Below are 13,561 nucleotides of genomic sequence, written 5' to 3' on the forward strand. Positions count from 1 at the left end.
GCGATTTGCCAGCTAGGTCGCGAATTTCCGGCTCACGACATCAAATACTTGGATGATCCGGTTTTTGGCTGGGGCTCCCACCGCCCCAGCCAGCCGGTGTTTTCCTGAAAGTCGATGCGTTGCGGACGACCTGCGGTCCTCCGGCGCTATTTCGCGACGAAGGTCAGCGTCGAAACATGGATGGTCTTCGCGACCGTCTTGCCGCCCAGCGCGCGGTCGCCCTCGACATTGTGCGAGACGGATAGCAGGTAGCGGCCGGGCGTGGTTATCGGGACTGCGATGCCGCCTTGGGGGGTGGCGGTGAAGCTTTTTTGCCAACGGTCCGCATTGACGACGGTGACCTTGGCACCCGGGAGCGGCTTGCCGAGCCAGTTTACGACGAAGCTGTCGGCGTTGGCGCCGACCGGGACGATCTCGAGGTCGAGCAGGGATTTCGGCTCTTCGCGGCCCGCGCGCGCATAATAGACGACGCCTTCCCATTTCCCGCCTTCGCCCTCCCACGGTGCGAAGACATTGTCGTCGGTGAGGCGGACGTCGCCCGAACCCGCGACGGCGGCCTCGATATGGTTCGCGCGGCGCACGAGCTGCGCGGGCTTCGCGGGATCGGCCTGAAACAGCTTCGGTGCCTTGAGGTTCGGGAACTCGGGATCGCCGGCTTCGGGCACGACATCGGCCGGTTCGCCCAGATAGATGCGCGCGGGCCCGGCGGCGTCACGCTCGATCCAGACTTCATGCGCCATCGCGGGCGATGCAAGGAAGCCGAAGGCCATCACGGCCGCAAAAGTCTTTTTCATAGGAAGCTCCAAAGGGCGTGGTTGGCGGCAGGGCAAAGCCCAATGTGCCGCTGTGTGGCCGTCAGAGCATCTTATTGCAAACGATTATTACTAGCTTGCTATTGCGACCGGTTCGCTATAGCCGCCGCCCCTAATTGAGATTGAGTCGCAAAAAGGGGAACGCCATGACCGTCCGAATGATCGCGCTCTGCGGAGCTGCCACGCTTGTTGTCGCCGCCAATTCGGCCTGGGCGAGCGAAGGCGCGGACGCTGCCGCCGCCGAGGCCGCTGCCGCCGAAGGTGATGCGGGCACCGGCGAGGACACGATCGTCGTCACCGGCTATACTGGCACGAAGACCGATACGGCGCTGATGGAATTGCCGCAGCCGATCAAGGTCATCACCGCCGACCAATATCAGGCGCAGGGCGCGATCAGCATCAGCGACACGGTGAAATATGCCGCGGGTGTCCTCGCCAACCCTTATGGCCGCGACACGCGCGTCGACGGCTTCAACGTCCGCGGGCTCGACGCGCTGCAGTTCCGCGACGGGATGCGCGACATCTTCTCCTATTACGCCTCGATCACATCGGACCCGTATAACTTCTCGCGCGTCGAGATCGTGCGCGGCCCGGCCTCGGTGCTGTTCGGTCAGGGATCGATCGGCGGCCTCGTCAACCTCGTCAGCAAGACGCCCGACTTCACCACGCGCGGTGAAATCAATCTCGTCTATGGCAGCTTCGATCGCAAGGAGGTGCTCGGCGACGTCAACCTCGCGCTCGCCGACAATCTCGCCGTCCGTTTCGTCGGCCGCGCGCGCGACGCCGATACCTATGTCGACCATGTCCCCGACGACCGCGTGATGTTCGCGCCGTCGATCCGTTGGCAGCCGACCCCCGACACCGACGTCATACTCACCGGCCTCTATCAGGAGGACGACACCGGCTCGACCTCGCAATTCCTGCCGATCATCGGCACCTTCCGGCCCAACACCGTCGCCGGCCAGCAGCTCGATCGTTATACTTTCGTCGGCAAGGCCGGCTGGGACCGCTATAACGGCCGCTCGCTGCAGGGCGGCGGGTCGATCACGCATCGCTTCTCGGACAATGTGAAGCTCAGCCTCAAGGCGCGCTACATCGACAGCGACCTTGAATATAATACGCACTACGCCGACAGCTATACGAACCCGCAGGATCCCTTCTCGGTCTATGGCACCAACGGGCGCACGATCGCGCTGATCGCCGACGCCAGCGACGCGCGGATGAACGTCTTTTCGACCGACAATAATCTGCAGTTCGATTTCGCCACGGGTGCCAATATCGAGCACAAGCTGCTCGTCGGGATCGACTATAGCTGGAACAAGGTGCAGAAACGCTATGCCGGGGGCTTCGAGCTCGTCGACCTCTACGACATCGATTATGATGCGCTGCTGACCTATGATCCGAGCGGCGACTTCACGACGGAAAGCCAGAAGCAGCTCGGCGTCTATGTCCAGGACCAGATCCGCTTCTTCGACCGCGTCTCGGTCGTGCTCGGCGCGCGCCGCGACCGCGTTACCGGCTCGTCGGGGCAGAAGGACAATGCGACGACCTTCCGCGCCGGCATCATCGGCGAGATTGGCGCAGGCTTTTCGCCCTTCTTCAGCTATACCGAAAGCTTCCTGCCCGTCGCTGGCCGCATCGACAATGGCGACGGCACCTTCGGCGATCCCTATCGGCCGCAGACGGGTACGCAGTATGAAGCCGGCGTGAAGTGGCAGCCGACGCCGAACACGCTCGTCACCGCCACCGCCTTCAAGATCAAGGAACGCAACCGCGTCCTCTATCTCGCCGCGGGCGGCACCACCCAGTCGGGCGAGCTCAACACCAAGGGTTTCGAGATCGAGGCCAGCCACACGCTGCCCGGCAATTTCGAGCTGCTCGCCAATTACGGCTATTCGAAGCTCAAGTCGGAAACCAACACCAGCCTCGACTATATGCCGCGGCACACCGCGTCGCTCTGGTCGACCAAGACCTTCGGCCTACCCGAGGACGCCCAGCTGCGCCTCGGCGGCGGCGTCGTCTATAGCGGCAAGAGCGTTTCGACGAGCGATGTGTGGTCGATTGTCACGCCGTCGCGCACGACGGTCGATGCGCTGGCCGAGATCAGCTGGAACAATTGGCGCTTCGCTCTCAACGCGACGAACCTGCTGAACAATAAATTCTACGCCTCCTGCCTCGCGCGCGGCGGCTGTTTCGTCGGCGCGCCGCGCAATGTGATGGGGACGCTCGGCTATCGATTCTGATGGCAGGCTATTGCGAGTCAGTCGCAATGTTGCGATAGGGGCGTCATGAGCAGGGCGGTCGAAATTTTACGCGGCGCGGCATGGCGCGATGTCGCTGCGCGCGCGCTGGCCGCCGTGCCACTGAACTACGCGGTGACGAGCGCGCTGACCATGCTGATCGCGCGGATTTTGCCCGGCGGTGCGCAGCAGGCGTCGGTCGGCGCGACGCTTATGTCCTTTCTCATATTCGCGGGCCTTGCGATGACCGCATTCGCGGTGCGCTCGGTCGCGTGGCTGTGGGTGGGGCTGATCGCGACCGGCGTGGCCGCAGGGTTCGCCGACTGGTGCTTCATCACCTGGGGAGGCCGCCTGTGAAGAACGGCTTTCGTCAGTCGATGGCGTGGCTTCACACCTGGACGGGTCTGCTGCTCGGCTGGCTGCTGTTCGCGATCTTCGTCACCGGCACCTCTTCCTATTTCCAGGAAGAGATTACCGCGTGGATGACACCCGAGGTGCGCAGCGTTCCGGCGGATGGTCCTACCAGTTTTGCGGCGGCCGCAAACTGGCTCGAGCGCGAAGCGCCGGGTGCCAGCGAATGGTCGGTCTATTCGGCGGGCAAGCGCGCCGCAGGCCTGCAACTTTGCTGGGTCAATGGTCCCGATGCGCCGGCAGACGCGCCGACCGATGCGCGCCTCGACGGCGCGGGGCGGAAGGCCGAAGCCCGCGAAACGGGAGGCGGGGATTTCCTCTACCGCTTCCACTACAACCTTCATTACATCAACTGGTACTGGGGGCGCTGGATCGTCGGGATTGCCGCGATGGCGATGCTCGTCGCGATTTTCTCGGGCATCGTCACGCACAAGAAGATCATCGCCGACTTCTTCCTGCTTCGGTTCGGCAAGGGGCAGCGGAGCTGGCTTGATGCGCATAATGTATCGAGCGTGCTGTTCCTGCCTTTCATCCTGATGATCACCTATACGGGGCTGGTGAGCCTCGCGACGCATTATATGCCGTGGGGTATTGCCGCCAATTATGCCGACGAACAGAAATTCTTCGACGCGACCTTCCCTTGGCCGGCGCCGGCCGAAAAGACGGGGCCAGCGCCGCTGACCGCCGTGGCGCCGCTGGTCGAGCGCGCCGAGCGGACATGGGGAGCGGGCGCCGGAAGCATCCGTATTCTCAACCCGGGCGACCGGACGGCGCAGGTCATCGTATCGACCGCGCCCGACGCCAACATGTCGGTCCGGCCGCGGTCGCTGACGTTCGACGGGGTGACCGGGAAGCTGCTTTCGGCGCACAATCCGTCGGGCGCCGCGACTGCGACTGAAGGCACGATGATCGGGCTGCATGCAGGCCGCTTCGCCAGCAGCGTGCTGCGCACCCTCTATTTCCTCTCGGGCCTTGCCGGCTGCATCATGGTGGCCACGGGCCTGATCCTGTGGACGGTGAAGCGCCGCGCCAAGCTCGCCGACCCTGAGCGGCCGCACTTCGGGTTTCGCCTCGTCGAGAAGCTCAACATCGGCGCGATCGCCGGGTTGCCCTTTGCGATGGCGGTCTATTTCCTCGCCAACCGCCTTTTGCCCGTCGAGGGGGCGGGGCGAAGCGACCGCGAGATCGCGGCCTTTTTCATCGCGTGGGGCGCCGTGTTCGTCTGGGCAGCGGCGCGCCCTTCACGGCGCGCCTGGGCCGAGGCTCTCGCCGCGGTGGCCATGTCCTTTGCGCTCGTCCCGGTGATCAACGCGCTTACGACCGACCGCGCGCTGGTTGCCAGCCTGATCGCCGGCGACTGGGTCTTTGCAGGCTTCGACACGGCAATGCTGCTGATCGCGACCGGCTTTGGCTGGGCCGCTTCGAAAGTGCTGCGTCGATCGGCAAGCCCAAGGACGACGAGGGGCAAGCGGCCGGCCAGAACGGCGTCAGCGGAGGCCGCGTGATCCACTTCCTTCTTCTGATCCTCGCGACTGCGGGCTTCGGCCTGCTGTGCCTATCGCGCGAGCGGCACCAGCGCGACCTTATCGGCCGCAAGCTCCCGACGCGAACCGGGCATTATGCGCGGTGGGGCGGGGTCGCGATCCTCGCCATTGCCTTCCTGGTTGCGGGCATTCGCCTGGGATGGGGCGTCGGCACGCTCGAGTGGCTGGGTGTGGCGAGCGTGGGTGCCATCCTCACGACGGCGGTCCTTTCACGCCGGTCGGGGCGGATTTCGTCGCCGCGCTGACACCGTGTAAAGGGGCCAGCGTCCGCCAGCTTGAGCCGGATATCACGCCGGTGTGGCAACCCTCACGTCCCGGCCCAACGAGGCGAGGTAACGATCCGCGAGCTCGCGCGGTTCGCCGCTGCCGAAAACATAGCGGTCTGCGCGGATCAAGGCCGCCTTGGCCCCATGCGCGTCGAGCCATTGACCGACCATAGGTTCGAAAGCGCCAAGATCGCGAAGCGCGGCGTGCTTGATCGCGTCGATCCGGGGCTGCGGCTCTCTCGATATCAGCCAGGGTCCGGCGCCGAGCAGATCGTCGAGCCTTTGCGCGCCCGATACAGGCTGCGGGAAATAGCTTCCCGCGCCGGGGGTGCCGTCTGCGATGACCCCTGTCATGATGTCGGGAAAGGTCGCCGCGCCGGACGGACCTGCGCTCGCGGCGCGCGCCGCCAGCATTTGTGCGTCGCGTGCCGCGGCGGCGGCCGGGTCGGTGATGCACACCATGCGCCCCATCATCATCGCAAGGCCGATAATCGCGCGGACATTGGGTTCGCGTTCGGGCTGATAGGTTTCAAGAATATGCGGACCGGCGTCGCCGTGCAGGACGGCCGCGAGCTTCCACGCGAGGTTGTGCGCGTCGCGGATGCCCGAGCACAGGCCCTGTCCGGCAAAGGGCGGCATCTGGTGCGCCGCATCTCGCCGCGATACTTTTCCTGCGCGCCTATGGCCGCGACCCCGATATGTGTGCGCCCTTGGAGTTGCTCCCCGACGCCATGAATCCGGCGTCGCTACCCCCGCTTAACTGCCATGAACAGGCCGGCGTCGGCGGCGTGGGAGCTATAAAGCCTGCCACGGTCGGAATCTTGCCAGCAGGACGGGCAAAAAAAGGAGGGCCTCGCGGGCCCTCCTTTGTTGTTTTTATACGCCCCGGGTCACTTTGTCTTGAAGCGGACACCGACGCGAAATGAACGGCCCAACAGGTCCGAATAAGTGCTGTTCGCGGCGAGGCCGGTTTCGGGCAGCAGGATCGGATTGGAGTCGAACACATTGGTGACGTTGACGAAAAATTCGGCGTCGCCCTTGCTCATCGCGTCGAACTTGAACGTCGCGTTGAGGTCGACGTAGGTCGCGCCGTCGATGCTGTTGTCCTCATAGGTCGGGAACTGGTTGGTCGAGATCGGGCAGGTGGTCCCGCACTCGACGCCCGTAGCATCGTACCTGCCGTCGCTCACACCGCGCGCCGTCGCTGTCAGCGAGAAATCGTCGGTGTCGTAGGCCGCGGTGAAGCGGTAGATCCACTTCGGCGTGATCGATTGCGTGCCGGTGCCGACGCCCAGCGTCCCGACCGAGTTGAGCGGCACGAAGCCGGGCACGCCCGTTGTGACGATATTGTCGATATAGCGCGTGGCGAGGCCGCGCAGCGTGAAGCTGCCCCCCGCGAGCGGCATCCGATACGACGCTTCCAGGTCGAGACCGCGCATCACGAGGCTGGAGAAATTGACCGGCTGGCGGGCGATCAGGACGCGCGAGGGATTGGCCGGGTCGGGCGTGATCGCCGCGCAGAAGTCCGCCAGCCCCTCGAAACAGCGGTTGACGATGTCATCCGCGCTGAGGCTGTCGATTGCGTCTTTCACCTTGACGTCAAAATAGTCGACCGACGCCGTGAACCCCGGAAGGAAGCGGGGCGAGAACACTGCGCCGACGTTCCACGAATCCGCCTTTTCCGGGCTCAGGTTGAGATTGCCCGTGATCGTGCCCAGGTAGGAAAGGCTGGCGCCATAGGTGCCGGTCCCTGGCCCCACTCCCGGGAAGAACGGGTTGGTGACGGTCGAGGTGTTGGCAGTACCCGCCTGATACAGCTCGTTGAGGTTGGGCGCGCGAATGTCGCGCGAACGCGTGGCGCGCAGGCGAATATCGTCGATCGGCTGCCAGGTCGCACCCAGCTTCCATGTCGTGACATAGCCCGAGGTCGAATAGTCGGTGGCGCGCACCGCCCCGTTGAACTCGAGCCCAAAGCCCAGCGGCACGACCGTTTCGAGATAGGCCTCCTTGACGTTGTAGCTGCCCTTGCTGGGGCGGTAGTTGCCGACCGACCAATTGCTGGTCGATGCGCCGGTGGCCGGGTTGAAGATGGGTTGGAACTCGTCGGGCACGAACCCGTCGATCTCCTCTTTGCGATACTCGGCGCCGATCGCGATGCTGACGTCGCCCGCCCAGGTCGCGAAAGGCGTGAGCGACAGATTGGCGCCAACGACGGTCTGTTCGAGCGTCTGATCGCGGTATGGATCGCCGAGGATATAATCGATCGCGGCCGGATCTGCGACGCCGATGCCCAGCAGGTTGAGCGGGCGGCAGGCGGGATCGTCATCCGCCGCGCTGGCGTTGACGTTGATCAGGCACTGGATCGAACCGACCGGCAGATTGTTCGGATTGCCGGCCGGCGCGAACACGGCGGCGAGCGCATTGTTTCTCTTCACCGTTTGCTGGATATCGGTCAGCTGCTCGTGCAACTCGGCGCGGCCGTACTGGGCATAGACGTCCCAGCTCGCCGACTTTCCGAAAGCCTCGAAACTACCCTCTGCACCGATCAAATAGCGCTGCACCTTGCGCTCGTTGTTCGAGCCGCGACCGGGCAAGTCGACGGCCGTCGTCGCCAGTGTAGCGCTGGTCAGGCCCGTCAGCGCCGCTGGCCCGAACGTGTTGTATAGGAAAGCGTTGCAGGTTGTCGGAGCCGCCGCCGCGGTCGCCGCCGCGCCGCAACCGGTCGCGTTCAGCGTGAGGCCGGTCATCAGGTTCGGACCCGCGTTGAACAACGTTTTCTGCCGATTGTACGAGGCTTCGGCGAAAAGCGTGACCCCGTCGCTGACCTCGAAGCTCAGCCGGCCGAAGAGGCCATAGCGGTCTTCTTCGGGGCTGAGGCCGATGCGGCGGCCGGAATCATTGACCTGCCAGTCGCCGCCTTGCGTCAACGACGGGGTGGACGAGCAGGCGGGCGAAGGAAAGGTCAGGGCGCCGTACTGGTACTGGTTGATCGACCCGCCCTGCCCGAAATAGGTTCCGCACAGGCGATTTGCCGTGCCTCCGGCCGAACCCGTGATGAGGCCGCCCGGCGTCGAGTTCGCCGCGCCGACCTGGGTTCGGAGCAGGTACCGCGGCACGGTGCTGTTGGCCGTCCAGGCCGGATTCTGGATGCGGACGAAGCCGGTGTGGTTCCAGTCGCGATCGACCTCGAAGATGCCGTCGGAGTGGGCGATCTCGCCCGCCACGATCAGGCGGCCGCGACCATCGGCGAACTTGAAGCCGGCGGCAATGTCTGCCGAGTAGTTGAAGCCGTCGCCCTCGTCGGTCACGCCGACATCGCCGGACAGCTTCAGCCCGCTGAAGTCCTTTTTCAGGATGAAGTTGGTCACCCCCGCCACCGCGTCGGAACCATAGGCGGCCGAAGCGCCGCCCGTGACCACTTCGACGCGTTCCACCAGCGACTGCGGGATCGTGTTGATGTCGACCACGCCGTTGGCAGTCGAACCCACCGACCGCCGACCGTCGATCAGCACCAGCGTGCGGACGGTGCCGAGGCTGCGCAGATTGAGCGCGTTGATGCCGGCGATGCCGTTGCTGAGTTCGAGGCGCGAGTTCGACGGACGGATGGACCCCGCGAGGGCCGGCATCTGGTTGACGAAGTCCGCGAGGTTGTTGGTCGGCGAGGTGTTCTGGATATCTTCCTGCGTCAGCACCATCACCGGCGTTGGCGCCTCGAAGCCGTCGCGCGTGACGCGCGAGCCGGTGACGACGATCTGTTCGCTCGGCGCCGCTTCGGCGCTGTCCTGGGCGATCGTCGTTTCCTGCGCCAGTGCAGGCGCTCCGTGCACCAGCGCCAATGCGGTCATCGCCGCGCCGAGCGGGCCTTTGCGGCCCAGCGGCCGACGGATTCGTCCCATATCACGCATGTTAACAGTCCCCTTTTCCCAATGGCCGAACCGCACGCCGCCGACGCGTGCCCCGGCGTCGATACGCCGGGTTGGCTTGCCGTCCTTGTCCTACCTGCCGCTTGGCGGATGCTTTGCTCCGCCTTTTTATCTTTGCTATTCGTCGTGCCGATCCGGCCAGCCCGCCTGGAAGGCGCGCGGATGGCCGGCTTCGTGACAGCGAGGTTACAGGGTGGTTGCGGGGGGTCAACCGCTTCGCCGCTAACCCCGCGATATGGACGTATAACCCGAAGATATGGTGTCGCCGAAATGCGGCGCCGAGGCAGATAGCTTGCAGTTATAGGGCGCAGCCCGCTTGCTATGGCCTTGCGGCGCCATGCTGCGTTAGGGTCCTAACTGTCTGTATTCTTATCGGGGAGGGCCTGTTGATCCAGCGCCGTGCGTTTCTGCTCGCTTCGGTTGCGCTTGCCGGGATGCCCGGCAGCCTTTTGGCGAACCCCCGCGTCAAGGGCGCGGCGCGCAGCGTCAAGCTTAACGGAGCGCGCGCGCCGGTCGAGGTCGTCGAGGACGAACTCGGCGTGCCGCACGTCCGCGCCGCCTCGCTCCACGACGCTTTCTTCGGGCAGGGCTATCTCGTCGCGCGCGACCGGCTGTTCCAGATCGACATGGAGCATCGCCGCGACATGGGGCGGATGGCCGAGGCCTTCGGTCCGCGTTTCGTCGCCGCCGACAGGGCGGCGCGGCTCTTCCTCTATCGCGGCGATATCGATGCCGAACTCGCGGCGCTGCCGCCCGGTGTGCTCGAATGCGCACAGGGCTATGTCGCCGGTGTCAACGCGCGGATCGAGGAGCTGGCCGCCGATCCGGCGCAGCTGCCGCTCGAATATGGCATCCTCGGGATCAGCCCGCTGCGCTGGGACATCGCCGACCTTGTGCGCAATCGCGGGATCAGCATGGGCGACGCCGACGACGAGGTGCGGCGCGCGCAGCTCCAGGCGCGCGGCCTGCTTGACGTCGACCAGCTGATGATACCGCTCCGCCCCGCCTGGTCCTTCACTGTGCCCAAGGGCCTCGACGTCGCGGCGGTGAGCGACGCGGATCTTGGCGTCCTTGATCCGGCGAACCGGCCGATGGATTTCGATCCGGTGCAGGAGGCTTCGCTCGACGCCGAGGGCCGATGGGGCGACCGCTTCGCGCTCGGCAGCAACGCGTGGACAATCGCACCGTCGCGCAGCGCGACGGGCCGGCCGATCCTCGCCAACGATCCGCACCTCGGCATCGGCCGCGCCAGTCCGCGGCATATGTGCCACCTGTCGGCACCGGGGCTCGACGTCATCGGCGCGGGCGCGCCGGGACTCCCCGGGATCATGCAGGGCCACACCGACCGCTTCGCCTTCGGTCGTACCAATTTCCATATCGACCAGACCGACCTCTTCATCCTGCGCACGAAAGAAGGCGATCCGGGCCGCTATTGGCACAAGGGCCAATGGAAGGCGTTCGAGACGTTCGAGGACGAGATCGCCGTCAAGGGCGAACCGCCCGAGCGCGTGACGTTGCGCTATGCCGCGGGCCGCCCGATCGTGTCGCAGGATGCGGCGAGAAACCGAGCGGTCGCCTTTGCCACGGTCAGCATGCTGCCGGGCGCGAACCAGCGGTTCGCGATCATCGCGATCAATCTGTCAAAGGACTGGGCGTCGTTGCGGCAGGCGTTCAAGCTGCACGTGTCGCCGACCAATCACCATTATGCCGACATCGACGGCAACACCGGCTGGCAGACGATCGGCTTCACCCCGCGCCGGCCGAAGCATGACGGGCTGCTCCCCGCGCCGGGCGATGGCGATTTCGACTGGACGGGCATCCTGCCGGTCGAGGATATGCCCCACGTCTATAACCCGCGCGAAGGCTGGTTCGCCTCGGCGAACCAGATGAACCTGCCGGCGGACTATCCGTATCGCGAGCGGATCATCAGTTTCAGCTGGAGCGATCCCTTCCGCTACAACCGCATCGCCGAGGTGCTGCGCGCCCAGCCAAAGCACCGGATCGAGGACAGCATCGCGCTCCAGCACGATGTCCAGTCGCTCCCCGCGCGCGCCCTGCTGAAACTGCTTCCCGCCAATGTGTCGGCGGAAGCCGCGCCAGCCGCGGCCCTGCTCCGGCGTTGGGATTGCGGGATCGAGGCCGATAGCGCCGCCGCGCTGCTTTATGAAATGGTGATGCCGGCGCTGTCGACGGACTTCTACGACCGGATCATGCCTGCCGCGGCGCGCGATCTGATCCCGTCGGTCAATCTGTCGGAAATGCTCCGCATCCTTGCGTCGCCCGACAAGCGTCTGGGCGACGATCCTGCCGTGGCGCGCGATGCGATCATCGACCGCGCGCTGGCGGCGGGCTGGAAAAAGGCGGTCGAAGTCGGCGGCGCTGACCCGGCGCGCTGGAAGTGGGGCGACCTGCACCGCGTCACGATCGCGCATTCGCTGGCATCGAGCCCTGCGATCGCGGCTGCCTTTCCCAAGATCGACGGCGGCCGGTCGGGCGGCGACGGGACGACGCCGATGGCGCGCGGTTTCAACCCCAAGCGCGGGTTCAACGTGACGCATGGCGCGAGCTATTTGTTCGTCGCCGACGTCGGTGCGTGGGATAACAGCCGCTTCCTGTTGCTGCCCGGACAGTCGGCCGACCCACGTTCGCCACGCTATCGCGACTTTTATCCCTATTGGCTTGCGGGCGCGATGCAGCCGCTCTGGTTCAGCGAGGCGGCGGTCGACCGCCACGCCGCCGAACGGCTGACGCTGACGCCTGCGGCCGACTGATCGCTGCCCCCCCCCTTCAACCGTTCGTGCTGAGCTTGTCGAAGCACCGTCCTTCTTCTTGCGGCACCAAAAAGACAGAGCGGCCCTTCGACAAGCTCAGGGCGAACGGGTGTGAAGTTAAAGCGCCTCGGCGATCGCAACCAGCGCGCGGTCGACGGCGGCGGTGGCTTGCGCGTCGGTGCCATCGGGCATGTCGTTGGCGAGCGCCGAGAAGATCAGCGTCCTGCCGCTGCGCGTCGTCAGATAACCCGACACCGCGCGCGATGCGTTGAGCGATCCGGTCTTGGCGAACAGCTTGCCTTCGAGGATCGTACCCTTGAAGCGATTTTGGAGCGTGCCGTCGCGCCCGGCGATCGGCAGCGTTTCGCGCCACGCCATGCCCCACGGCTGGCGCGCGATCCAGCTGAGCAGGCCGACGGCGGCCCGCGGGGTGATGCGGTTATACGACGACATGCCCGACCCGTCGGCAAAGAAATAACCGGTCTCGGGGAGGCCGGCCTGCGTCATCACGCGATGCATCACCGCCTGCCCGTCGGCGATCGAGCCGCTGCCCGTCTGTCGCGACACGCGGCGCAGCATCAATTCGGTGTGCAGATTCTGGCTCTCCTTGTTGATCCGCACCATATTTTCGGCGAGCGACGGCGCGGGCAACTCGGCGAGCATCGCGGGTTCGACCGGCAGCGTGGCGGGAGCGCCTTTGCGGTTCGCCGGATCGTCTGCGGCAGCGAGCAATCTGTGCCGCGCCCCCAAATCGCCGTCAACCTGCACGCCGCGCGCGCGCAGCAACTCGCCAAAACGCCAGGCGGCATAGAGCGCGGGATCATCGATGCCATAACGCAGCGTCATCGGTCCCGCCTCGACGCCGATCGTGCCGGTCAGGCGAAGCGTCATGCGGTTGGGCATGCGATCGGCGACGATGTCCTCGGCCTTGCCAGGCACCGTCATGACCTCATTGTCGATCTCATAATAGCTGGGCGCCCGCACGCTCGGCGCGGCGCCGAGCGCTCCGGGCGTCAGCTTCACCACCAGCTCATTGTCGTCGAGCGTCAGCGCCGACACGCCGGTGCCGTAACGCGACTGGATATTGTTCCAGCTCATCCCCGGGCTCCATCGCTCGTCGGGGAACCAGCTGTCGTCGCCGAAGATGTGGCGGACATGGCGCGTCTTGGCCGCAACCGCGTCGGCGAGCGTCTGCAGGCAATCGGTCTTGCAATCGTCGGCGCTCGACAGCAGCGCGTCGCCGCGGCCGTGCAGCACCACGTTGACCACACCATCGGCGCCTGTTTCGAGCCGCACGCCCGTGCCCTTCGCATTCCGCTGGAGCAAAGGCAGTTCGGCATAGGCGATCGCGGTCGTGAACATTTTGGTGTTCGACGCGGGGATGAAGCGCTGGTCGGGGGCGATCGATACCAGCACTTCGCCGTCGAGCGTCGTGACGAGCAGGCCGAAGCGCGAACCCGTGGGCCCTTCGGCGAGTTTCTGCTCGACCATCGTCAGCAGCGGCTTGGGCGCTGGGCTCGTCTGGGCATTGGCCGCAGTCAGCGAAAGAGCAAGCGCGGAGGCCAAGGCGAAGCGTCCAATCGATGTCGTCATA

At 65.5% G+C, this 13,561-nt stretch carries 8 protein-coding genes and 1 pseudogene; 5 read left to right on the plus strand and 4 right to left on the minus strand.

What is annotated here, in order from left to right:
- Positions 1-146 precede the first annotated feature (146 nt).
- Positions 147-794, minus strand: coding sequence for a DUF4198 domain-containing protein (locus GGC65_RS17605; RefSeq protein WP_192648347.1), 648 nt, complete (start codon positions 792-794; stop codon positions 147-149).
- Positions 795-958: 164 nt separating this feature from the next.
- Here GGC65_RS17605 and GGC65_RS17610 point away from each other — a divergent pair, with 164 nt between their 5' ends.
- From GGC65_RS17610 to GGC65_RS17625, 4 genes are read left to right on the plus strand one after another with little or no spacing between them, the layout of a single operon-like run.
- Entirely contained in the window at positions 959-3,055 is a 2,097-nt protein-coding gene (locus GGC65_RS17610) for a TonB-dependent siderophore receptor (protein WP_192648348.1), read from the plus strand.
- A gap of 45 nt (positions 3,056-3,100) precedes the next feature.
- Positions 3,101-3,409 carry a hypothetical protein gene (locus tag GGC65_RS17615; protein ID WP_192648349.1) on the plus strand — a complete coding sequence of 103 codons (309 nt, stop codon included), beginning with the start codon at positions 3,101-3,103 and terminating at the stop codon, positions 3,407-3,409.
- Positions 3,406-4,968 (plus strand): PepSY-associated TM helix domain-containing protein, encoded by a 1,563-nt coding sequence (locus tag GGC65_RS17620; protein WP_192648350.1) that lies wholly within the window; start codon positions 3,406-3,408, stop codon positions 4,966-4,968. Before GGC65_RS17615 ends, GGC65_RS17620 begins: the two co-directional genes overlap by 4 nt.
- Complete coding sequence (locus GGC65_RS17625) at positions 4,965-5,252, plus strand: DUF3325 domain-containing protein (RefSeq protein WP_192648351.1); 288 nt, start codon at positions 4,965-4,967, stop codon at positions 5,250-5,252. The genes GGC65_RS17620 and GGC65_RS17625 overlap by 4 nt, the downstream gene beginning before the upstream one ends.
- A 42-nt stretch (positions 5,253-5,294) precedes the next feature.
- On the opposite strand, the pseudogene GGC65_RS17630 reads toward GGC65_RS17625, so the two are convergent.
- Both GGC65_RS17630 and GGC65_RS17635 read right to left on the minus strand, forming a co-directional pair.
- Positions 5,295-5,915 (minus strand): annotated as a pseudogene (locus GGC65_RS17630) (FAD-dependent monooxygenase); the annotation flags it as partial.
- Positions 5,916-6,163: 248 nt separating this feature from the next.
- On the minus strand, positions 6,164-9,178 hold the full coding sequence (locus tag GGC65_RS17635) for a TonB-dependent receptor plug domain-containing protein (protein ID WP_225940882.1): 3,015 nt from the start codon (positions 9,176-9,178) through the stop codon (positions 6,164-6,166).
- A gap of 404 nt (positions 9,179-9,582) precedes the next feature.
- Here GGC65_RS17635 and GGC65_RS17640 point away from each other — a divergent pair, with 404 nt between their 5' ends.
- Positions 9,583-11,967 (plus strand): penicillin acylase family protein, encoded by a 2,385-nt coding sequence (locus tag GGC65_RS17640; RefSeq protein WP_192648353.1) that lies wholly within the window; start codon positions 9,583-9,585, stop codon positions 11,965-11,967.
- Between the two features lie 117 nt (positions 11,968-12,084).
- Here GGC65_RS17640 and dacB read toward each other — a convergent pair whose 3' ends face one another.
- Positions 12,085-13,560 (minus strand): D-alanyl-D-alanine carboxypeptidase/D-alanyl-D-alanine-endopeptidase, encoded by a 1,476-nt coding sequence (gene dacB, locus GGC65_RS17645; protein WP_192648354.1) that lies wholly within the window; start codon positions 13,558-13,560, stop codon positions 12,085-12,087.
- Position 13,561: the final 1 nt, after the last annotated feature.

The organism is Sphingopyxis sp. OAS728, from assembly GCF_014873485.1.
Lineage (GTDB): Bacteria > Pseudomonadota > Alphaproteobacteria > Sphingomonadales > Sphingomonadaceae > Sphingopyxis.

What these genes read in the sequence shown, in the direction of transcription:
- GGC65_RS17605 (WP_192648347.1), bottom strand. Translation starts at nt 794, where the DNA reads ATGAAAAAGACTTTTGCGGCCGTGATGGCCTTCGGCTTCCTTGCATCG.
- GGC65_RS17610 (WP_192648348.1), top strand. Translation starts at nt 959, where the DNA reads ATGACCGTCCGAATGATCGCGCTCTGCGGAGCTGCCACGCTTGTTGTC.
- GGC65_RS17615 (WP_192648349.1), top strand. Translation starts at nt 3,101, where the DNA reads ATGAGCAGGGCGGTCGAAATTTTACGCGGCGCGGCATGGCGCGATGTC.
- GGC65_RS17635 (WP_225940882.1), bottom strand. Translation starts at nt 9,178, where the DNA reads ATGCGTGATATGGGACGAATCCGTCGGCCGCTGGGCCGCAAAGGCCCG.
- dacB (WP_192648354.1), bottom strand. Translation starts at nt 13,560, where the DNA reads ATGACGACATCGATTGGACGCTTCGCCTTGGCCTCCGCGCTTGCTCTT.